Source organism: Streptomyces sp. NPDC090021, from assembly GCF_044748225.1.
Lineage (GTDB): Bacteria > Actinomycetota > Actinomycetes > Streptomycetales > Streptomycetaceae > Streptomyces.
In genome coordinates, this window is the sequence record NZ_JBIVFO010000003.1 from 173,236 (window position 1) to 194,195 (window position 20,960).

Genomic DNA, 20,960 nt, shown 5'->3' on the forward strand with positions numbered 1-20,960 from the left:
GTGGGCGGCGGACATGGGCGGGGCAGCTACCGATCCCGTACCCGCCGTCGGGTGTCCGTCCGTGTCCCGGCCGTGTTCCTGCCCTGCGCGAGGCATTCCGTTCCGGATACTGGGCACATGCCCGGCCAACTCCGCGACAGAGTCCTGCCGGACCGTCAGCGTCGCTCGCTGGAGGACCTTCAGGAGGATCTCGATCTTTCCTCAGGGGACACCCGGTCGAAGCAGTCGGCCTTCTGGACCATGCTCACGCTCTCGTCCGTCATCGCCGCGGGCGGGATCCTGACGGACTCCACGGCCACCGTCATCGGTGCGATGATCATTGCGCCGCTCTCCACCCCGATCATGGGCATCGCCCTCGGAGCCGTACAGCGTCGCCGCACCACCGCCGTCACCTTCGTCGCCGCGGGGTGTCTGGTGGTGGTCGTCATCGGTGCGGTGGCCTCACTGGCCCTGCCCCAGTCCTACGACCTGCTCTCGAACAGCCAGATCTCGGGCCGGACCTCCCCGGGGCTGATGGACCTGATCGCCGCGCTGGCCACCGGTTTCGCGGGCGCCGTGGCACTGGCCCGCAAGGACGTCGCCGCCGTCCTGCCCGGGGTGGCCATCGCGATCTCCCTCGTACCGCCCCTCGTGGTCTCGGGTGTCTGCGCCGGCCAGACATCCTGGTGGCTCGCCCTGGGGGCGCTGGTGCTCTTCCTCTCCAACCTCCTCGCCCTCGTCTTCGCGGGCATGGTCGTCTTCGCCGCCCTCGGATACACCCGCACCTCCGGCCGGCGCACCGGGCGGGCCCCACGTCGCGCCTACGTCATGGTGGCGCTGCTCTTCACAGCCGTCCTGCTCCCCCTGGCGGCCAACACGGTGACCACCGTGCTGCTCAACCTCTGGACGTTTCGGGCCACGAACGCCGCGCAGCGATGGCTCGCGGACACCCCCGGCGCGGCGGTCACCAGCGTCGACGCACAGTCCAGAACCCTGTACATCCATGTCCGCGCCCCCGGCGACCTCCCCCCGATCCAGGACCTGCTCGGCGACCTCGAAGGACAACTTCCCGCGGGAATCCTCGTCGTGGTCGACTCCACCCGGGGCCAGCAGATCACCGCGGGAAAGATCGCGGGATGACGTTCCGGCGCCGACACGGCCTCGGCCTCGGCGGGCCGTGACGGCACTGGGAGGACACGTTGCCGAACGTGCCCCCTCGCCCTCGCGGGGCCGCGTCAGTGGCTGCCGGTGAGTTCGCCGGTGAGCTTGCCGTGGAGGTCGGCGCTGGGGTTGTTCAGGCCGGTGATCTCGACGGAGTTGCCGCGCTGGGCGTACTTGGTCTCGATCGCGTCCAGGGCGGCGACGGACGAGGCGTCCCAGATGTGTGCCGCACTCAGGTCGATGACGACCTTGCCGGGGTCGGAGGCGTAGTCGAACCGGCCGACGAGATCGTTGGACGAGGCGAAGAACAGCTCCCCGGTGACCCGGTAGACGACGGTGCTGCCGTCGGGGTCGACCACGGCGGTGACCTCGGCGAGGTGAGCGACGCGCTTGGCGAAGACGACCATGGCGGTCACCGAGCCGACGACGACACCGATGGCGAGGTTGTGGGTGGCCACCACGCAGGCAACGGTGATCACCATGACGGCGATCTCACCCGCGGGCATCCGCTTGAGCGTCTTGGGCGCGATGGAGTGCCAGTCGAAGGTGGCGAACGAGACCATGATCATGACGGCGACCAGGGCGGCCATGGGGATGTCGGACACGATCGGGCCGAAGACGATGCACAGCACCATCAGGAACACGCCCGCGAGGAAGGTCGACACGCGGGTGCGGGCGCCGGAGACCTTCACGTTGATCATCGTCTGACCGATCATGGCGCAGCCACCCATGCCGCCGAAGAACCCGGTGACGATGTTGGCGATGCCCTGGCCGATGGACTCGCGGGTCTTGTTGGAGCGGGTGTCGGTGATGTCGTCGACCAGCTTCGCGGTCATCAGGGACTCCATCAGGCCGACCAGCGCCATGGCGAAGGCGTACGGGGCGATCGTCGTCAGCGTGTCCAGGGTGAACGGCACGTCCGGCAGGCCCGGCACGGGGAGGGACGAGGGCAGCTCACCCTTGTCGCCGACGGTCGGCACCGCGATGGCCGCACCGACGGTGATCGCGGTCAGGATGACGATCGAGACCAGCGGGGCCGGGATCACGGTGGTGACCTTCGGGAAGAACACCATGAGCCCCAGGCCGGCGGCGATCAGCGGATAGACGGCCCACGGAACGTCACGCATCTCGGGGACCTGGGCCATGAAGATCAGGATGGCGAGCGAGTTGACGAAGCCGACCATGACGGAGCGGGGGATGAACCGCATCAGGCGCGCGACGCCCAGCGCGCCCAGGGCGATCTGGAAGACGCCGGCCAGGATGACGGCCGCGATGAGGTAGCCCAGGCCGTGCTCGCGGTTCAGCGGGGCTATGACGAGCGCGATGGCGCCGGTGGCGGCGGAGATCATTGCCCGTCGGCCGCCGACGATGGAGATGACGACGGCCATGGTGAAGGAGGCGAACAGGCCGATCGCCGGGTCGACACCGGCGATGATCGAGAACGAGATGGCCTCGGGGATGAGGGCCAGGGCGACGACCAGCCCGCCGAGCACCTCGGTACGCCAGACCTTCGGGTCCGAGATCCAGTCGGGCTTCAGGCCACGCAGGCGCGCGGCCGGGGACACAGCAGTGGCGGCAGAAGACAAGGGAGACAAAACCTGTCGTGTTCGGGCGCACCCCGCTCGGCGGGCCGGGCTGGGGCGGGCGGGAGGACGCGGCGGTGCGGGGTCGGCACCCCGCAGAGGGCTCCGACGGGCTCGGAACCGGAATGCCGGGAACAGGGGACGACCCCTGCGGTGAGGGGGTGCGAGGGTGTTACGTCCCGGCGCGAGGCGTCACGGTGGGCAGGCGGCGGCGTCGAACGTGATGGGCTCGCGCACGCTTCTCTCCTGCAGCAATCGGAATCGGCCGGGGGCGCCGTAGGCCCCGGCACGGCACATGGCGCGACAGCCCTCGGGCCGCCATCGCTACGAGCCACCATACCGGCACGCCGGGGCGGGGACCGGTGCAGCCCAGGTCTGCCGGGGGTCGTGGAGGTGCCCCGGGCTCATCCCGACCTGCGGTGCCGTGCTCCGGACGATCACTCGCGGCCGAACCGCTCGGGCCCGTGCGCCCGCCGACCGATCCGCTCCAGTTCCGCAGTGGCGGCGTGATCACGCGGATAGGTCCGTACCAGCGGTAGCCCTCTGGGAGCCCCATCGGGCGCAATGACCGACCCCGGTCCGGCGCATGGCCAAAAAGCCGTGGGCGGCGGGTCCGCCCGTCCGTAATGCGGGCGTAATGGTTTACCGCCCCGGCATCCAGTTGAATGCGGTCGGAAGACACATCGCCCGTCGGGCGCGGAGCAGGGAGTCGTGGGATGAAGCTGGGTCGTGGGCGGCGTGGGCCGCTGGTAGTGGCCGTGGCCGTTGTGGTGACGGCCGCCCTGGTGGTGGGGCTCTACCTGTTCCAGCCGTGGAAGCTGTGGCAGGACGAGACGGTCAGCGAAGCCCTGCCCGCAGCCTTGCCGGCTGCGCCGAGTGCGAGCCCTTCGGGCACCGTCTCCGCCGCCCCGGCGCCGCCGGCCGTGCCGCAGACCCTGACCCAGGGCTCGTTCATCAGCCACGAGCACGACACCACGGGCACGGCCAAGGTCGTCCGGCTGGCCGACGGCTCCCACGTGCTCCGGCTGGAGGGGCTGGACACGAGCAACGGGCCGGACCTGCGGGTGTGGCTGACCGACGCCCCGGTGAAGGAGGGTGTGGCGGGCTGGCGCGTCTTCGACGACGGCAAGTACGTCAGCCTGGGCAAGCTCAAGGGGAACAAGGGCGACCAGAACTACGAGATCCCCGCGGACGTGAACCTCGCCGACTACTCCAGTGTCGCGATCTGGTGCGACCGTTTCGACGTCTCCTTCGGGGCGGCGGAACTCGCCAAGGCGTAGCCGCTCTCGACGGGCCCGCCCCGAGACCCTCCCTTCGGCCGTCCCGAGGCTCTCCCTTCGGCCGAGCCGTGGCTGCGACCTGACCTGCGGCGCCTCGCGTGCTCGGGACGTGGCAGGCTGGCCCTCGGCCAGTGACGTGCACGAAGGGGCGGGGCGAAGGGTGAGCGACGAACAGCCGAAGACGGACGAGTACCTGGAGGGCAGTGCAAGCCTCCTGCGCGAGGCCTGCGTCACCGGCCGCCGCTTCACCCGCGACGAACTGGAGGCCCGCCGCGACGCGGGCGAACGGGCAGCCGAGGCCGGCATCGGTCTGCGGGCGCTCGTCCGCGCCCACCTGGCCCTGGCCCGTGACATCCAGCCGGAGCTCCCCGTACGGGAGCTTCCCTACCTGCTCGCTGCGCTGGAGCAGGCGGTCGACGCCTTCGCGGAGGGGTACGAGAGGGCTCAGCAGCAGGCGGTGCGACAGCAGGAGGCCGCGCGGCGGGAGTTCATCGACGACCTGCTGTACGGCGGCAGTGACCTGGGCCGGCTCGCGGAGCGCGCCGAGCGGTTCGGCCTGCGCCTGTCGCAGGCCCACGCGGTGGCGGTGGCCCAGGGCCCGGAACCGTACGGGGACGGCTACAGCATCGTCCGGGGCATAGAGGCGGCCGTCCTGGCCCGGTTCGGCAACCGCAGCATCCTGCTGACCACCAAGGACGGCCGCCTGATCTGCGTCGCCCCCGGTGACCAGCCCGAGGTCCTCACCTACTTCGCCAAACGGGCGTACGCGGCCACCAACGGCGGCCTGGTCGCCATCGGCCGGACTCACGCGGGCGCCGGGGGAGTGGTCCACTCGTACGAGGAGGCCCTCAACGCCCTTGACCTCGCGTGGCGCATCGATCTGGAAGGGCCGGTCCTGTACGCGGCGGACCTGCTGGTCTACCCGGTCCTCGGGCGCGACCGGCAGGCCATGGCCGATCTGGTCAGCACCGTCCTCGGGCCCCTGCAGGAGGCTCGGGGCGGCGCCAGGCCGCTCATCGACACGCTCCACGCCTATTTCGACGCGGGCTGCGTGGCCACCGACGCCGCCCGCCTGCTGTCGCTCAGTGTCCGCGCCTTCACGTACCGGCTGGAGCGCATCCACAAGCTCACCGGGGCCGATCCCGGGGATCCGCGCCACCGGTACACCCTGCAGACGGCTGTCATCGGTGCGCGGCTTCTGGACTGGCCGAAGAAGGAGCAGTGACGGCCGGGGACGTGTGCCGGGAAACGCCGAGGCCGTGTGCGGCCCGCCCTCGTTCCACCGGGCACTGTTCAGGAGCCGGATCAGCACGCCGATCGCGACGACCGGCGTGCTGACGGTGCCTTCTCCAGGCCCTTCGGACACGGTCCCCGATTTCTCCGATCACGATGACCGAGAGGGCGCCGAGAGCACATCCGGACACAGGAGCCGGCTGGCCCAGGAGGCGGCCGCCCAGCCAGAGCGCGGCTGTCACCGTGGCCCACCAGGCGGCAGCCCCGGCCAGTATCCGCATGACTCGGGTCGGCGTCATGCGCGTGCGCCTCTCACCCGGAGGGCAACGGTGGTGACGACGGTGCCCGGTATCCCCGTCAGCAGCCAGAGCAGCGGATGCAGCCAGTAGGGACCGTCCAGCCAGACCAGCAGCCAGAGGATCAGGAACGAGTCGGCGATCAGCGCCAGGGCCGCCCATGCCGCCACCACCAGGCACTTCGACCGCCCCAGGGACAACCGCCCCCAGGACGCCCACCCCACTGGGCTCAGCAGGCGCCAACAGACGAACATGCCCAGTGTGCCGATGATCAGCGTGACCAGGGTCAAGGCCATGGAGTAGAGCGGACCTTCGGTGGCCAGGGGGGCGACGGCCTGCGCCATCTCACCGGAGCCGCCACCCGCGATGTCCACGTGGCGCACCCGCGCGTTCAACTCGTCACCAGCGGGCAGTGACGCCGCATAGGTCTGTTCGTCGGGCTCGTCCGGTACTCCCGCGCGCACAGCGGCGAACGCGACGGTCGACGAGGTGAGGGAGGCCAGCGCGCCGAGACCGGCCAGGGTTCCCTGGACCGGGCGCCGGCCTTCCCTTCGCGCCTTCCGGCACGTCGGGTGTTCTGCCTCAGATCCGAACACGACCCTCCTGCCGCGGTCCCTCGCTCGTCGGGTCATGCGCATCCGCGGCCGGTGCCGCCACGGCGAGAAGCGTGCTGTCGGGAGCGCCGGCGTCACCCTTGACGTGGAACAGGCGGGCCACCGGAACGTCCGTGCTGCTGTGGGCGACGATGGAGAATGCGATGCAGACCGCGATCAGGGTGTACGCGGCCTCGCCCTGAGGGATGCCGGCCTGGAGAACCAGCAGACCGTAGACCACCGACGCGAACCCCTTGGGCCCGAACCACGCGGCGACCAGCTTCTCCCGCATCTCGAACTTCGTGCCGAGCAGCGACACCAGCAGGGACGCGGGCCGGATGAGCACGATGGCCAGCACCACGGCCGCGTAGCCGCCCCAGGAAAGGTCACCGAAGAGCGCCGGTGTGAGCAGTGCGCCGAAGACGAGCAGTGCCGCGAACTTGGCGAGCTCCGCCACGGCCTCGCCCAGCGGCTCGAAGACCCCCTTGATCTCCGGCGAAACGCTCGCCATGACGGCGCCGGCGGAGAAGGCCGCCAGGTAGGGGTTGGCGTGTGTGAGGTGGCACAGCCCGTAGAGGATGATGCCGGTGGCCAGCGGCAGCAGCGGCTGGAGTCGGGGCTCGGCGCCCAGGTTCCGAACCCGCACGAGGCCCGCCAGCAGCAGCGGCAGTACGACACCGAAACCGAGGCCCAGCAGCAGCTCCAGCCCGATCTTGCCCAGTGAGGCCTCCGCGTGGGCCGAGGTGGGGCCGGCAGCCGCGATCAGGATGAGCACGACGGGCAGGGCGAGACCGTCGTTGATCCCGCTCTCGACGTTCAGCAGCTGCCGGAGCTTCGCCGGCACTTCCTTGCGGCCCACGATGGCGGAGGCGAACACCGGGTCCGTCGGTGCGAGGACGGCTCCCACCAGGAACGAGGTCGTCCAGTCGAGCCCCACCAGGTAGTGGGTGACGAGCGCCATCCCGACGAGAGCCAGGGGCATGCCCAGGCCCAGCGCCCGCGCGGGGTTCCGCCAGTTCCGGCGGAGCGCGGGAAAGGAGACGTGCATACCGTCGGTGAACAGCACGGCGAACAGGGCGAGATCCGCGGTCACCGCCACGATCTCGCTGTCCGGTGTGATGTGGATCAGGCCCAGGAAGCCGTCGCTGACCAGCGCGCCGCCCAGGAGGAAGAGAAGTGATGTGGACAGCACGGTCCGGGCCGCGAGCCCGGACAGGAGCACGGCAATGAGCAGCACGACTCCGAAGACAGCGACGAGCACCATGGAAAACGAGCCCCCGATCGGCGAGTGAGAGGTGTCCTGTTGACCGCCGACCAGGCTTCCCGGCACACCGCCACGGATTTTACATATCCCATACATGAGCCTGACGGGTTCCTGACGGCAGTGCTCGGGGCCCTTCATTGCCGGGCACCGGCATGAACGCGCGACGTATGGTCCAGGTAAGGTGAGCGCCTCATTCCGGAACGGCGCCGACGAACGGAAGCTCCATGACCCACGCGACTGCGCTGGCCATCGCGACGATTCTGCGATCGGCCCCGGCAGGCCCGGGCGCTCCGTGCGGCAGGAGCCCCATGGGGAGCGTGGGCTGATGCGGTTCCGTAGCTACCGCGCCACCCTCTACCGCTGGGTGACGGCCGAAAGGCGCCTCGGGATCGTGCTGGCGGCCGTCGGCCTGCCGATCGCCTGCCTGGGCGCGGCCATGTACGTCCTGCCGGGTCCGGGCTTTCCCCTCCTGGTCATCGGCCTGAGCCTCTTCCTGACAGGAATGGCGATGGCTCTGGCCGCACACGACGGAGAGCGATAGGGGCCGGCCGGGATGCCGAGGCCGCCGTACCGTCAGCGAGGATACCGAGCCGGGTGTCCATGGCTCCTCCTGAGGCATGCGGTGGCCGGTCCGCTGTCGCCCCCTCACCCACGCGCCTACCCGGGAACCGACGGCGTCGGCGTGGACCGGCGGACGCCCGCCGGCCAGGGGAAGCACGGCCGCCGATCACAGCACGGCGCGCAGGAAGGACCTCGTGCGTTCGTGATCCGGTGACTCGAGAACCTGCTCGGGCGGGCCGGACTCCAGGACGCGACCGTGGTCGAACATGAGGACCCGGTCCGAGACCTCACGGGCGAAGCCCATCTCGTGCGTGACGCACAGCAGGGTGATGTCCGTCGTCCGGGCGATGTCGCGCAGCACGTCCAGCACGCCCGCCGCGAGCTCCGGATCGAGAGCCGAGGTGACCTCGTCGAGCAGGAGGACCTCGGGGCGCATCGCGAGGGCGCGGGCGATGGCCACCCGCTGTTGTTCGCCGCCGGAGAGCCGGGTCGGATGGGCCTCCCGGCGGGCCGTCAGACCGACGAGGTCGAGCAGCTTCCCGGCATGGTCCTCCGCCTCCTCCCGGTCCACGCCGAGCACGTGCACCGGGGCCTCCACGACGTTCTCCAGCACGTTCATGTGCGGGAAGAGGTTGAACTGCTGGAACACCATGCCGACGCGCCGCCGGACGAGGCGCAGGTAGCGCTCGTCGGCCGGTACGAGCCTGCCCGCAGGCCCCTGGGGCATGTGGGAGTACGGGCGCCCGGCCAGGTGGATGGTGCCCTCCGTGACCCTCTCCAGGGTCATCAGCAGCCGCAGGATGGTGGTCTTCCCCGAACCGCTGGGCCCGATCAGCGTCACCCGCTCGCCGGGCGCGACGCTCAGGTCGAGGCCGTCCAGGACCGTGCGCGCGCCGAACCGCTTCACCACCCCCTCGAAGCGGATCATCTCCGGACCGTGCGTCTTCACGTCAGTGGGCAAGTCGCTTCTCCAGACGTCGGATGAGCAGGGAAGTGGGGCAGCTCGCCAGCAGGAAGATCACCGCCGCTGTGGTGTACGACTCCAGGTAGGCGAAGTGGGTGCTGCCGTACTCGTTCGCCCGGTGGACCATCTCCGGTACGGCGATCACCGCCAGGTAGGGCGTTTCCTTGAACATCGAGACGACGTAGTTGCCGAGGGACGGCAGCACGTTGCGGATCGCCTGCGGCAGTACCACCGCCCGCCACACGCGTCGGCGCGGCAGCGACAACGCGACGCAGGCTTCCCACTGACCTGCCGGCACCGCGTCGATGCCGGCCCGGTAGACCTGCGCCGTGTACGCCGCGTAGTGGACGCCCAGCACGACGATCCCCAGGGTGAGGGCGCCGACGCCGGGGACGAGCACCCAGGCGGCGAACAACTGGACCAGCAGCGGGGTGGAGCGGATGAACTGGGCCGATCCCGCGAGGGGCAGGGTGATCCACCGGGTGCGCGCACGCAGCAGTACGGCGACCACCAGACCGAGGGACAGGGCGAGCACAGAGCCCAGCGCGGTGGCGGCCAGTGTGATCCCGAAGCCCTGGAGCACCGCGGGCAGGCCCTCCCACGCAGTCTCCCACGACCACATCACGCCTCGCCCCCGTTCGTCCTGCGGCCGAGCCGGTTCGCCGCAACCGATTCCAGGGCCTTCATTCCGGAGGAGAGGAGGGCCGCGAGCGCGAAGTACATCAGCAGCAGGGTCAGATACGCGGTTGTGGTGTCTCCGGTCGCGGACCGGAGCTGGTCCAGCTGGAAGGTCAGGTCGGAGATGGTGATCAGTGACAGCAGCGGGGTGGCCTTCAGCAACTGGATGAGGAGGTTCCCGAAGGGCGGGATCATCAGTACGAGAGCCTGCGGCAGCACGACCCGCCGCATGCGCAGCCAGGGACCCATCCCGAGCGCGAGGGCGGCCTCCCGCTGGGAGCGCGGAACAGCACCGACCGCGCCGCGGACGACCTCCGCACCGTACGCACCGTGGTTCAGGCCCAGGGCGAGCACACCGCAGGCCAGCGGCTCCAGACGGAAGCCGAGCACGGGCAGTGCGAAGAAGAGCCAGAAGAGCTGGACGTACAGGGAGGTGCCCCGCAGGAACTCGACCGCCAGACGGACCGGAGCACGCACCGACCGCCTCGGCGAACACGAGGGAAGGCCGAGCGCGAACGCCACCACCAGGGCCGCGGCGGAGCCCAGCACGGTGGCCAGGACGGTGATCCACAGCCCTTCACCGACCCGCGGCGCCGCCCGGACGAACTCCTCGAAGAAGTCGTTCATACCTGCCCCGTCACGCCCGACAGAGGTCGGAGGTCCGCAGCGAAGCCGGAGGCACCTCGCGCTCGGTGAACCCGTAGGCGCCTATCAGGCGTACGTACCGGGCCGGGTCCCCCGTGATGCCGGCCAGTTCGCGGTTGAAGGCGTCCCTGAGCCGCCCGGCGCCCGGGCGGAAGACGGCACCGCCCGGACTGTACTGCGGTTTACCGTCCAGCTCGGGCACGAAGGGTTCCAGTACCTCCGCCTTCGCCCCCTGGTTGACCTTGGCGAGCCAGCGCAGCGAGATCCCGGTCAGGGCGAAGGCGTCGATGCGCCCGGCGACCAGGGCGTCGAGACCGTCCTGCTGCTTGGCGAGTGCCTTCACCGCCGATGGAGCGACGCCCGCGGCCTTCGCGTACGCGGCTTCCACCGCGGCGGTGAGGACGCCGACCGTCACACCCCGGTCGGCGCAGGACTTCAGGTCGGACAGCCCGTGGGGGTTGCCCTTGCGGACCATCAGGGCGGTGGGGGAGACGAACTCCGGCTCCGAGAAGATCACTTTGGCGCACCGCTCGGGCGTGATGGCCATGCCGGCGCTCACCACGTCGAACCGGCCGGCGAGCAGTCCGGGGATCAGCGCGCCGAAGTCGGTCAGCGTCGGGCGCAGTTCGGGTACCCCCAGCGAGGTGAAGATCTCTCGGTGCAGCGTCGGAGCCTCTCCGGCCAGGACGCCGCCGTTCTGGAAGCCGAAGGGCGCCTCCCCGGCGAAACCGACGCGGACGAACCCCTGCTCGCGCAGTCCGTCCAACAGCGAGTCGTCCCCCTTCGGGGCTCCGCTTCCCGGTTCTGTCGTGCTGCACGCGGTGGTCAGGGGCGGGATCAGTGCGGCACCCGTGAGCAGGGTCGCACGGGAGAGAAAGCTTCTGCGGCTGGGGCGGGCGGGCCGGGGCATCCGGCATTCCTTTCTCCGGGGTGAGGCGGACGCGGGTCCGGGCCGCGGGCGGAGGAGCCACCGGCCCGGACCTGTGTGCGCCCGTGGACGTGACGGGGTTCAGCCGATGGGCGTGAAGTCCCGTGACGCGATGTACGAGGGGCGTCGTACGGGGGCGGCGAAGGGAGCGACCGGACGGTTCTCCACGCTGTTGAACACCAGGAAGACGTTGCTGCGCGGGTACGGGGTGATGTTGTCGCCGGAGCCGTGCATCGCGTTGCAGTCGAACCAGGTGGCCGAGCCGGCCTCGCCCGTGAAGAGCCGGATGCCGCACGCGGAGGCGAACTTGGTGAGTGCCTCGTCCGAGGGCGTACCGGCCACCTGCATCTGGAGCGACCTCTTGTAGTTGTCCTCGGGGGTCTCACCGGCGCAGCCGAGGAAGGTCCGGTGCGATCCCGGCATGATCATGAGTCCGCCGTTGGTCGCGTAGTTCGGTGTCAGCGCGATGGACACCGAGACGGTGCGCATGTGCGGCAGCCCGTCCTCGGCGTGCCAGGTCTCGAAGTCGGAGTGCCAGTAGAAGCCCGTCGCACCGAAGCCGGGCTTGAGGTTGATGCGGGACTGGTGCACGTACACGTCGGAGCCGAGGATCTGCCGGGCCCGGTCGGCGATCCGCGGGTCGGCGGCCAGCTCGGCGAAGACCTCACTGATCCGGTGGACTTCGAACACCGACCGGACGGAGCCGGACTTGCGCTCCACGATCGAACGGTCGTCGGCGCGCACGGCGGGGTCGGCGAGGAGACGGTCCATCTCGGTCCGGTACGTCTCCACCTCGGCGGGGGTGATGAGCTGTTCGACGGGCAGGAAGCCGTCGCGGTCGAACTGCTCCAGTTCCCGGGCCCAGAACGGGCCTGGAGTTCCGGGCTCGGACCAGACGACGGGGTCCTTGCGCCCGATGAAGGCCTCCTCGGCTCCCCGGGTGGGGTAGAGGTCGGTGACGGTGCGGTCGGAAGCAATGCTCATGGTGCTGCTGTCCTCGTTCCTTTCGGCTTCGGCTTCGGCTTCGATGTGGACTTCGGCTTCGACTTCGGTTGGCTCGCCGGCGGTCAGGTCGGACGCTTCCGCCACGTCAGACGGGGTCCGGTTCCGTGAGGAGCGGGTACACGCCGTTCTCGTCGTGGTCCTCCCGTCCGGTGACCGGCGGGTTGAAGACGCACAGGCAGCGGAACTCCCGCTGCACGCGCAGGGTGTGGCGCTCGTGGCCGTCGAGCAGGTACATGGTCCCGGGGCCGATCCGGTGGGTTTCCCCGGTCTCCTCGTTGGTGAGTTCGGCCTCGCCCTCCAGGCAGACGACGGCCTCGACGTGGTTCGCGTACCACATGGAGGTCTCGGTGCCGGCGTAGAGCACGGTCTCGTGGAGGGAGAAACCGACCCGTTCCCCGGCCAGGACGATCCGTTTGCTCTCCCAGGTCCCGGAGGCGGACTTCACATGGCGGTCGGTTCCCTCAAGGTCCCGGAACGATCGGACGATCACGGTGGAGTTGCCTTTCGTGGCTCGGTGCGGGGCTGACGGGTGGTGCTCAGGCGGTTTCGCGCACGGCCCGGGCGAGGATCCCCAGGCCCTCGTCGAGCTCGGTGTCCGACACGGTGAGGGGCGGGAGCAGTTTGACCACCTCGTCCTGAGGCCCCGACGTCTCGATGAGCAGGCCGTACTCGAACGCCTTGCGGCAGACGGCCGCCGCGCGTTCCTTGTGCGTGAACTCCAGGCCCCAGACCAGGCCGCGCCCCCGATAGGTGGCGCCGAGCCGTCCGTGTTCCGCGCACAGCTCGCGCAGGGTCCCTTCGATCCGCCCACCGTTGACCAGGGTGCGCTCGCGCAGGGTCCCGTCACGCCAGTAGGTGTCCAGGGCGGCCGTCGCGGTCACGAAGGCGGGATTGTGGCCGCGGAAGGTGCCGTTGTGCTCGCCGGGCTCCCACAGGTCCAGCTCGGGCCTGAACAGGCACAGGGCCATGGGCAGTCCGTAACCGCTGATGGACTTGGACACCGTGACGATGTCGGGGGTGATTCCCGCCTCCTCGAAGGAGAAGAACTCGCCGGTCCGGCCGCAGCCCATCTGCACGTCGTCGACGATCAGCAGCATGTCGCGTCGTCGGCACAGGTCGGCGAGGCCGCGCAGCCACTCGGCCCGCGCCACGTTGATCCCGCCCTCGCCCTGGACGGTCTCCACGATCACGGCCGCGGGGTGGTTGAGACCGGACCCCTGATCTTCCAGAAGCCGCTCGAACCACAGGAAGTCCGGGACCCGACCGTTGAGGTAGTTGTCGAACGGCATGGGCGTGGTGTGGACCAGGGGGATGCCGGCCCCCGCGCGCTTGAAGGCGTTGCCGGTCACCGCCAGCGATCCGAGGGACATGCCGTGGAACGCGTTGGTGAAGGACACCACGGCCTCGCGTCCCTTGGCCTTGCGAGCCAGCTTCAGGGCCGCCTCCACGGCGTTCGTGCCCGTCGGGCCGGGGAACATCACCTTGTACGGGAGCCCACGGGGTTCGAGGATCGTGGAGCGGAAGGTCTCCAGGAAGGCGCGCTTCGCCGTGGTCGACATGTCCAGTCCGTGGGTGATGCCGTCGCGCTCGATGTAGTCGAGCAGGGCACGCTTCAGGACGGGATTGTTGTGGCCGTAGTTCAGCGAGCCGGCTCCCGCGAAGAAGTCGAGGTAGGAGCGGCCCTGTTCGTCGTGGAGGCGGCTTCCTTCCGCGCGGTCGAAGACGACCGGCCAGGCACGGCAGTAGCTGCGCACCTCCGACTCCACGGTCTCGAAGACGGTCCGGCTCGGTACTGTGGTGGTCAAGGTCTTTCTCCAGTGGGTTCGGTTTCCGGCCGCCTCGTGCGTGGGCGCCGGTCGATGCCTGTGACGGGCGGTTGCGTTCAGAGGGACAGGGGCGCGACGCGATGCAGTACCTCGGGCTCATGCCCGTAGCCGGGGAACTGCTCCGCCGGGAACAGGACCTCCCGTTCGACCTGGGCGCCGTGCCGTTCCGCGTACGAGGCGAACAGCCGCTCGGACGCCACGTTCCCGGGAGTGATGGTGGTCTCCAGGCAGTCGATGTCGTGCTGGGTGGCGACACGCAGGGAGAGGGCGTCGAGCAGCGCGCCGGCGACACCCAGGCCACGCACCGATTCGGCGACGGCGATCTGCCAGATCAGCAGAGTGGACGGGGCGTCGGGACGGACATAGCCGGTCACGAAGCCCACGGCCTGTCCGGTGCGGTCGCGGACGACAGCGGAGGTGCCGGCGAAGTCACGGCACCAGAGCAGGTAGCTGTAGACGGAATTCACGTCCAGGGTCTTCGCCTCGCGCGCCAGCTGCCACAGAGCGGGGCCGTCGTGGGGGCCGGGGCTGTCGATGCGCAGGCCGGAAGGCGGGCGAGGAGGTGTGCGGAGTTGGGCCGGGTCTGCATGAGCAGTGGTCATGGGGGCCGAAGCTACCCAGCAGCGGACGAAATGACATGCCGTGCAGGGGTTCCGCTGTGGCCGTCGAGCGTGATATTTGCGCGTACCTCTTTGGCATCCGGAAGGAAGCCTGATGGCTGACTCGTGGGGCCATATGTCGGGATATTGACTCCCTGGGTGGGGGTCTGTAACGAGCGCGTAACGCATTTGCCCTGTGCCAAATTTGCGACATGAAAGTTATCCCATTGTCGGGAACCGGCAGGTTTTGGCCGCTGTGGGCTGGACAAGGGCGCAGGTCATGACGGTCGTTGTGGAACTCGGACCGGGGCGCTCCGGGGTGAGACAGGCGGGGGCGGTACAAAGAGGTATGACCGAAGACCTTGAGACGGACGAGCCCCACGACGACGTGGACGACGTCACCCGTGCCGTTCTGACCGCCTCCCGCCTGCTTGTAGCGATCTCGGCACGTTCGCTGGCCGCGGCGGAGGAGAGGGTCACGCTGGCCCAGTTCAGGATGCTCGTGGTTCTGGCCGCTCGAGGATCCGCGAAGCTGGTCGTCCTGGCGGAGCTGCTGGGGGTCAACCCGTCCACGGCCATGCGCATGGTGGACCGGCTGATCGTGGCGGGGCTCGCCGAGCGTCGGCCCAACGCCGAGAACCGGCGGGAAACCGTTCTGACCGCGACGGACCCCGGTCGGCGTCTGGTGGAGGAAGTGACGGCCCGGCGCCGTGCCGAGGTGGCTGCCATCGTCGCGCGACTCGGCGCTGCCGAACGTACCGCCCTGATCGGCGCCCTCGACGCGTTCAATGCCGCCGGGGGTGAGCCCCCGGTGGCCGATCCCGCGGACTCCTCCTATCCGCTCGGCTGGACCGAGTCGACTTCCCGGGGGTGAACGGGTCGAGGCGACGGAGCGTCGTTCACCGCACCGGGGGTTCGGACGCGACCTTGACAGCGCCGAGGGCGCCCCGGGGAGTCATGCCGAGGTCGTCCCGGCACCGCAGGAGAAGCATCGCCGCGTCATCGTGCAACGGGCCTCCGGCATAGGCGACGACATCCGCCTGGAGCGTGTCCAACGCGCGTTGCGGATCCCCTGCCGCGAGGAGACCGGCACGTTTCGCCAAGGGGTAGAAGGCTCCGCCCGCGTCGCGGGCCTCCGAAACGCCGTCGGTGTAGAGGAGCAGCTGACACCCCGGCCCGAAGGGCACGAAGTACGGCTCCGGAGCGTCGGACGCATCCCACACCAGGCCGAGCGGCGGCGTGTGGCGGCGCGGACCGGGGAACGAGACATGGCCGTCGCCTCCCATGACCATGGCCGCAGGATGCCCGTAGTTCAGGAAGGTGATGCCCTTCGGCTCCGTGATCTCGGCGAGCAGCGCCGTCACGAACTTCTCGCTCCCGGGGTCCAGGCCGAGCTGTCGCTGGACGGCGCGGTCGACCCGGGAGCCCACATCGGCCAGCTCGCGTTCGTCGTGGGCCGCCTCCCGGAAGGCGCCGAGCACGGATGCCGCGGTTTCCACGGCGTCCAGCCCCTTCCCCTGGACATCGCCGATGATCACCCTGACTCCGCCCGGGACGGGCACCACCTCGTAGAGGTCCCCGCCGATCCGCGCGTCGGCTTCCGCCGAGGTGTACGAGACCGCTGCGCGCAGATGGCCGGCCTGGCGGGGAACGGGCCTGAGCAGGACCCGCTGGGCGACCTCCGCGATGGAGCGGGCGCTGGCCAGTTCCCTCTGCTGTCGCTCGCGGGACACGGCGGCGGCGATTCCGGCCGCCGTGACACCTGCGACGGCCAGGAGCGCTGTGTAGCCGCGCCGGGTCCCGAACAGGCCGTCGTAGACGCCCAGCGCACAGCACAGGGCGAGCGCCAGACCGCCGATCGCCACGGTCCGGCGCCACCCGCCCGAAAGGCCGGCGAAGGCGGGACCCAGCGACACGAGGGGAAGGAGACCGACGCCGGGGCCTGCGGCGACGTCGGCCGCGGCCACGATGCCCATCACGAGGTACGGCAGAGCGATCAGAGCCGGCCGGGTCGACATCGACGCCGACCGGGTGCGGGCGAACTCCATGTCGTATTCCTGCTTTCCGCGTCCCGTTCCGCCGGGCGATTGCTCTCAGTCACCGTGACGGGGTTTAGACTATGCAAAGGTTCATGCATCGAAAGACCAGGCGGTGCGATTGTTACCTACCCCTGGAGAACGGATGCTGCGCGCGGAATCCGGAGGTCGTGATGAACCGCAGCTCGCCTCGCAGGCCCGGGCCGCCAGTCGGCCGGCGTCGCTTCCTCGCGCGGCTGCCCCTCCTCCTGTACCGAGTGGGACTCGGACCGCTACTGGGCCGGCGATTCCTGGTGCTCCATCACGAGGGGCGCTACTCGGGCCGTCGGCGCACGGTGTGCCTTGAGGTGGTCGACCATGATCCGCTGCACGGAACCTGGACCGTGGCCTCGGGATTCGGTAACCGTGCGCAGTGGTACCGCAACCTGCGACACGCCCCGCAGGTCACCATCCAAGTGGGTCGTCGACGCCATGCGGTGACCGCGTACTTCCTGTCCCCGGAGGAGTCCGCCGAGGTCATGGTGCGCTACGCGGGGAGCCACCCTCACGCCGTCCGGGTGGTGTGCCGGTTGCTCTCGCTCGACCTGGGACGGGGGACACCGGATGACCTCAGGGAGGCGGGCCGCCGTATCCCCTTCGTACGCCTGGACGAGACCCCGCCCCGGCGCTGGCGCTGAAGGGGACGCGGCCCTCGAACGCGTCCCCCTCCCCGCCCACCGATACGCACCCGAGCGGGGAGAGCGAGGAACGCCCACCGGGCGGTGCCCTGCCCGGGTGCCCGGGTTCCGTCACCGCGGTCCTGATGATTCAGGCTGCCACGGTGACGGCAGCGGTGAGCCGGGCCCGGGCCGTGGGCGCTCCGATCAGCGTTCCGCGGCGGCTGCGCGCTGCTGGTAGATGTCGGGGATGCCGTCGGCGTCGGCGTCGACGGTCTCTTCCTCGTAGAGACGCTTGTACACCTTGTTGCGGCGGCGCAGGAGGAGGGCGGCGAGGCCGGCGGCGACGACGGAGCCGATGAGGACGGCGGCCTTGATCTGTTCGGTGAGCGCCTGTCCGGGGAAGGCGAGCTCGCCGATGAGGAGGGCGACGGTGAAGCCGATTCCGGCGAGGGCGGCCAGACCGAAGACGTCGGCCCAGGCCAGGTCGGGGTTGAGACGGGCGCGGGTGTAGCGGGCGGCCAGGTAGGTGCCGCCGAACACGCCGAGGATCTTGCCGGCCACGAGGCCGACCACGACACCGAGCGGCTCGGGCCGGGTGAACACGTCCGCCATGGCGGAGCCGGAGACGGTGACCCCGGCGGCGAAGAGCGCGAAGAGGGGGACCGCCACACCAGCCGAGAGCGGGTGGATCAGGTGGGAGACGCGAGCCCCGGGAGAGGCTTCCTCGCCCTTGTCCAGGGTGCTGCGCAGGATCAGGCCCATGGCGACGCCGGCGACGGTGGCGTGGACGCCGCTGTTGTACATCAGCGCCCAGATCGCGACGCCCAGGGGGACGTACCACCACCAGCCGCGGACGCGGAACCGCTGCAGGGCGTAGAAGACGGCGAGGCCGGCGAAGGCGCCGCCGAGGGCCCAGAAGTTCAGGTCGCTGGTGAAGAAGATCGCGATGATGAGGATGGCGCCGAGGTCGTCGACGACGGCGAGGGTGAGGAGGAAGGCGCGGAGCGCGGACGGCAGGTGCGTGGAGATGACGGCCAGCACCGCCAGGGCGAAGGCGATGTCGGTGGCCATGGGCACGGCCCAGCCGTCGAGGCTTCCGCCGCCCAGACCGGCGGTCAGCGCGTACAGGGCGGCGGGAACGGCCATGCCGCACAGTGCGGCCACGACGGGGAGGGCGGCCGTGGCCGGAGTGCGCAGTTCACCCACGACGAGCTCGCGCTTGAGCTCGATGCCCGCGACGAGGAAGAAGACGGCGAGGAGGCCGTCGGCGGTCCAGTGGCCCACGGACAGATCGAGGCCGAGGGCGGGTATGCCGAAGTGGAAGTCGCGTATCTGCTGGTACAGGTCGCCGAGCGGGCTGTTGGCCCAGATCAGGGCGATCACCGCGGCGCCGAGGAGCACCAGGCCGCCGATGGTCTCGGTCCGCAGGGCCGAGGCGATGGCGCGACGTTCGGGCCAGGGCAGGAGGCCGAGGAACGGGGAGCGCTGTGGGGGCGGGGCAGCGGTCATGAGGGGGGTACCTCCGGGGCGTCGGCTGACAGCGGGCACACGGCCCCTGGGACGCCGACCAGACTTCCCGGCACACCCCGCGCCTGCTCCTCGATGTGATGAGCGCATTGACGCGTTCTTCACACCCTATAGGGAGGGCGGGGATGTTGCCAGGGGGGCTTTGACGTGCGGGAACAAGGGCAGCGGGCCCGTGAGCACCAAGGCGCGAGGTGCTCACGGGCCCGCTGCGAGGAGCCGGGCCGCCGGGGGGCGGTCAGACGGTGGTCTTCACCGGCTCCTGGTCGTCGTCCTCGTCGGCTTCGGTGTCCTGGCCGGCGTCGCGGCGGCGGGCGAAGTCGAGGAAGTGGCTGAGTTCCCGCTTGACGACGGGGGCCAGCAGGTACAGGCCGATGATGTTGATGACGGCGAGCATGAAGAGCACCGCGTCGGCCATGTCGATGAGGGTCTGCAGGGTCAGCAGGGAGCCGCCGACCGCGAAGAGGGTGTACATGACCTTGAAGGTGAGCTCGCTGGCCTTGCTGCGGCCGAACAGGTGCGTCCAGGCCTTCATGCAGTAGTAGCCCCAGGTCAGCACCGTGGAGATGGCGAACAGCATCACCGCGATGGTGAGGATGTACGGGAACCAGGGCAGGACGGTGGCGAAGGCGTCGGAGGTGATGGTCACGCCGCCGATGGACTCGCCGTTGCGGGCCTCGCCCCAGCTGGCCGGGTTGGCGATGACGATCGTCAGCGCGGTCATGGTGCAGATGAGGACCGTGTCGATGAACGGCTCCAGCAGGGCGACCAGGCCCTCGCTGGCGGGGTGCTTGGTCTTGACCGCGGAGTGCGCGATCGGGGCGGAGCCGAGGCCGGCCTCGTTGGAGAAGGCGGCCCGCTTGAAGCCGATGATCAGCGCGCCGAGGACACCGCCGGCGACGCCCTGGGGGTTGAAGGCGCCCTCGATGATCGTGGAGATCGCGGCCGGGACGGCGGTGACGTTCACGAGGATGACGACGAGGCAGGCGACGATGTAGATGCCGGCCATGGAGGGCACGAGCCTGCTGGTGACGTTGGCGATGGAGCGGATGCCGCCGAGCAGCACGATGCCGACCAGGGCGGCGATCAGGATGCCGAAGAGCAGCGCGCCGGCCGAGGAGCCCATCAGGCCGTCCTCGCCGCCGGTGACGGAGACCAGCTGGGCGTAGGACTGGTTGACCTGGAAGAGGTTGCCGCCGAACAGGCCGAAGAACAGGATGAACGCGGAGGCCAGGACGGCGAGGACCTTGCCGAGGGTCTTGCCGCGGGCGCCGAAGCGCTCGGCGAGGCCCTTGGGCAGGTAGTGCATGGGGCCGCCGGAGACGGTGCCGTCGGCGTGCACCTCGCGGTACTTCACACCGAGGGTGACCTCGACGAACTTCGTCGCCATGCCCAGCAGGCCACAGAGGATCATCCAGAACGTCGCCCCGGGGCCACCGATGGAGACGGCGACGGCGACACCGGCGATGTTGCCGAGGCCGACGGTTCCGGAGACGGCGGCGGTCAGCGCCTGGAAGTGGTTGACCTCACCCGTCGAGCCCTTCTCGTCGTACTTGCCGCGCACCACGCGCAGGGCGAGCGGGAACTTGCGTATCTGGATCAGGCCGAACCAGGCCGAGAAGACCAGACCGGCGACGACCAGCCACGCGACGATCAGCGGGAGCTGGGTGCCGTTGACCGGCACGGAGTAGAAGACGACGTCACCGAGCCATTTGGCGATGGGCTCGAAGAATCCGCTGACGGCCTCGTCGACGGAGTTGGTGAAGGAATCGAGTGACATGTGGCAAAACCTCGATGGCGCAGACCGGTCCTGTGCGGAGGGCCGGTGTGTGAAGGCGGGCTTTGAGCGAACGCCGTTGTCCGATCGGCGACCCGTGACGCCACCGGTCCGCGGACACGGATCGGAGAAGGGCGCCTTGGTCGTGCAGGTGGAACAGGTACCGCAGGTGGTGCCGCGACCTGGTGCGGCCGCCACTCCGGACATTCCGGCGAGGGGTGGGCCGGAGCGGAGTTGCGTATTCCTAGCACGCTCTTTATGGCTTCTTTAGTGACGCCCGTCACATCGGCTGATTCTTTGCGGTGTTTGCCCAGGTCTGGTGACCGGATCGTTATTCGGATCTGAGGTTCTCCTGAGCGAACGGCGCCC

Annotated in this window: 20 protein-coding genes; 6 read left to right on the top strand and 14 right to left on the bottom strand. The window is 69.9% G+C overall.

Annotated features, from left to right (window positions below; translation table 11 throughout):
* Positions 1 to 117: 117 nt before the first annotated feature.
* Positions 118 to 1,119, top strand: a complete 1,002-nt coding sequence (locus ACIPXC_RS03240; protein ID WP_401612984.1) for a DUF389 domain-containing protein — start codon at positions 118 to 120, stop codon at positions 1,117 to 1,119.
* Positions 1,120 to 1,214: 95 nt separating this feature from the next.
* Here the strand turns inward: ACIPXC_RS03240 and ACIPXC_RS03245 are convergent, their stop codons facing one another.
* On the bottom strand, positions 1,215 to 2,705 hold the full coding sequence (locus tag ACIPXC_RS03245; RefSeq protein WP_401613127.1) for a SulP family inorganic anion transporter: 1,491 nt from the start codon (positions 2,703 to 2,705) through the stop codon (positions 1,215 to 1,217).
* Between the two features lie 734 nt (positions 2,706 to 3,439).
* On the opposite strand from ACIPXC_RS03245, the gene ACIPXC_RS03250 reads away from it, so the two are divergent.
* Together ACIPXC_RS03250 and ACIPXC_RS03255 are read left to right on the top strand one after the other, a co-directional pair.
* Complete coding sequence (locus tag ACIPXC_RS03250) at positions 3,440 to 4,003, top strand: DM13 domain-containing protein (protein ID WP_401612985.1); 564 nt, start codon at positions 3,440 to 3,442, stop codon at positions 4,001 to 4,003.
* 160 nt (positions 4,004 to 4,163) lie between these two features.
* Positions 4,164 to 5,228 carry a PucR family transcriptional regulator gene (locus ACIPXC_RS03255; protein WP_401612987.1) on the top strand — a complete coding sequence of 355 codons (1,065 nt, stop codon included), beginning with the start codon at positions 4,164 to 4,166 and terminating at the stop codon, positions 5,226 to 5,228.
* A 303-nt stretch (positions 5,229 to 5,531) separates the two neighbouring features.
* On the opposite strand, the gene ACIPXC_RS03260 is transcribed toward ACIPXC_RS03255, so the two are convergent.
* Positions 5,532 to 6,128, bottom strand: a complete 597-nt coding sequence (locus ACIPXC_RS03260; RefSeq protein WP_401612989.1) for a hypothetical protein — start codon at positions 6,126 to 6,128, stop codon at positions 5,532 to 5,534.
* Positions 6,115 to 7,389 carry a cation:proton antiporter gene (locus ACIPXC_RS03265; protein WP_401612991.1) on the bottom strand — a complete coding sequence of 425 codons (1,275 nt, stop codon included), beginning with the start codon at positions 7,387 to 7,389 and terminating at the stop codon, positions 6,115 to 6,117. The genes ACIPXC_RS03260 and ACIPXC_RS03265 overlap by 14 nt, the downstream gene beginning before the upstream one ends.
* Positions 7,390 to 7,714: 325 nt before the next feature.
* On the opposite strand from ACIPXC_RS03265, the gene ACIPXC_RS03270 reads away from it, so the two are divergent.
* Complete coding sequence (locus tag ACIPXC_RS03270) at positions 7,715 to 7,930, top strand: hypothetical protein (protein WP_401612993.1); 216 nt, start codon at positions 7,715 to 7,717, stop codon at positions 7,928 to 7,930.
* A gap of 186 nt (positions 7,931 to 8,116) precedes the next feature.
* On the opposite strand, the gene ehuA is transcribed toward ACIPXC_RS03270, so the two are convergent.
* The 8 genes from ehuA to ectA form a co-directional block, all read right to left on the bottom strand.
* The gene (ehuA, locus tag ACIPXC_RS03275; RefSeq protein ID WP_401613129.1) at positions 8,117 to 8,878 is read right to left on the bottom strand and encodes an ectoine/hydroxyectoine ABC transporter ATP-binding protein EhuA; all 762 of its coding nucleotides are present in this window, start codon (positions 8,876 to 8,878) and stop codon (positions 8,117 to 8,119) included.
* Positions 8,879 to 8,900: 22 nt separating this feature from the next.
* Complete coding sequence (ehuD, locus tag ACIPXC_RS03280) at positions 8,901 to 9,536, bottom strand: ectoine/hydroxyectoine ABC transporter permease subunit EhuD (RefSeq protein WP_401613130.1); 636 nt, start codon at positions 9,534 to 9,536, stop codon at positions 8,901 to 8,903.
* Positions 9,536 to 10,219, bottom strand: a complete 684-nt coding sequence (gene ehuC / locus ACIPXC_RS03285; RefSeq protein ID WP_401612995.1) for an ectoine/hydroxyectoine ABC transporter permease subunit EhuC — start codon at positions 10,217 to 10,219, stop codon at positions 9,536 to 9,538. Before ehuC ends, ehuD begins: the two co-directional genes overlap by 1 nt.
* 10 nt (positions 10,220 to 10,229) lie before the next feature.
* Positions 10,230 to 11,147, bottom strand: coding sequence for an ectoine/hydroxyectoine ABC transporter substrate-binding protein EhuB (gene ehuB / locus ACIPXC_RS03290; protein WP_401612997.1), 918 nt, complete (start codon positions 11,145 to 11,147; stop codon positions 10,230 to 10,232).
* 99 nt (positions 11,148 to 11,246) lie between these two features.
* Positions 11,247 to 12,149: an ectoine hydroxylase gene (thpD, locus tag ACIPXC_RS03295; protein WP_401612999.1), complete on the bottom strand. Its 903-nt coding sequence runs from the start codon at positions 12,147 to 12,149 to the stop codon at positions 11,247 to 11,249.
* A 106-nt stretch (positions 12,150 to 12,255) separates the two neighbouring features.
* Positions 12,256 to 12,660 (bottom strand): ectoine synthase, encoded by a 405-nt coding sequence (locus ACIPXC_RS03300; protein ID WP_401613001.1) that lies wholly within the window; start codon positions 12,658 to 12,660, stop codon positions 12,256 to 12,258.
* A 46-nt stretch (positions 12,661 to 12,706) separates the two neighbouring features.
* Positions 12,707 to 13,975 (bottom strand): diaminobutyrate--2-oxoglutarate transaminase, encoded by a 1,269-nt coding sequence (gene ectB / locus ACIPXC_RS03305; RefSeq protein WP_401613003.1) that lies wholly within the window; start codon positions 13,973 to 13,975, stop codon positions 12,707 to 12,709.
* A gap of 77 nt (positions 13,976 to 14,052) precedes the next feature.
* Positions 14,053 to 14,598 (bottom strand): diaminobutyrate acetyltransferase, encoded by a 546-nt coding sequence (gene ectA / locus ACIPXC_RS03310; RefSeq protein ID WP_401613005.1) that lies wholly within the window; start codon positions 14,596 to 14,598, stop codon positions 14,053 to 14,055.
* 346 nt (positions 14,599 to 14,944) lie between these two features.
* Between ectA and ACIPXC_RS03315 the strand changes: the two genes are divergently transcribed.
* Positions 14,945 to 15,469 carry a MarR family winged helix-turn-helix transcriptional regulator gene (locus tag ACIPXC_RS03315; RefSeq protein WP_401613007.1) on the top strand — a complete coding sequence of 175 codons (525 nt, stop codon included), beginning with the start codon at positions 14,945 to 14,947 and terminating at the stop codon, positions 15,467 to 15,469.
* Positions 15,470 to 15,494: 25 nt separating this feature from the next.
* On the opposite strand, the gene ACIPXC_RS03320 is transcribed toward ACIPXC_RS03315, so the two are convergent.
* Positions 15,495 to 16,643 carry a PP2C family protein-serine/threonine phosphatase gene (locus tag ACIPXC_RS03320; protein ID WP_401613009.1) on the bottom strand — a complete coding sequence of 383 codons (1,149 nt, stop codon included), beginning with the start codon at positions 16,641 to 16,643 and terminating at the stop codon, positions 15,495 to 15,497.
* A gap of 245 nt (positions 16,644 to 16,888) precedes the next feature.
* Here ACIPXC_RS03320 and ACIPXC_RS03325 point away from each other — a divergent pair, with 245 nt between their 5' ends.
* Positions 16,889 to 17,308 (top strand): nitroreductase family deazaflavin-dependent oxidoreductase, encoded by a 420-nt coding sequence (locus ACIPXC_RS03325; RefSeq protein ID WP_401613011.1) that lies wholly within the window; start codon positions 16,889 to 16,891, stop codon positions 17,306 to 17,308.
* A 186-nt stretch (positions 17,309 to 17,494) separates the two neighbouring features.
* Here the strand turns inward: ACIPXC_RS03325 and nhaA are convergent, their stop codons facing one another.
* Both nhaA and ACIPXC_RS03335 read right to left on the bottom strand, forming a co-directional pair.
* Complete coding sequence (gene nhaA / locus ACIPXC_RS03330) at positions 17,495 to 18,799, bottom strand: Na+/H+ antiporter NhaA (protein WP_401613013.1); 1,305 nt, start codon at positions 18,797 to 18,799, stop codon at positions 17,495 to 17,497.
* Positions 18,800 to 19,052: 253 nt separating this feature from the next.
* The gene (locus tag ACIPXC_RS03335; protein WP_401613015.1) at positions 19,053 to 20,594 is read right to left on the bottom strand and encodes an alanine/glycine:cation symporter family protein; all 1,542 of its coding nucleotides are present in this window, start codon (positions 20,592 to 20,594) and stop codon (positions 19,053 to 19,055) included.
* Between the last annotated feature and the right edge of the window lie 366 nt (positions 20,595 to 20,960).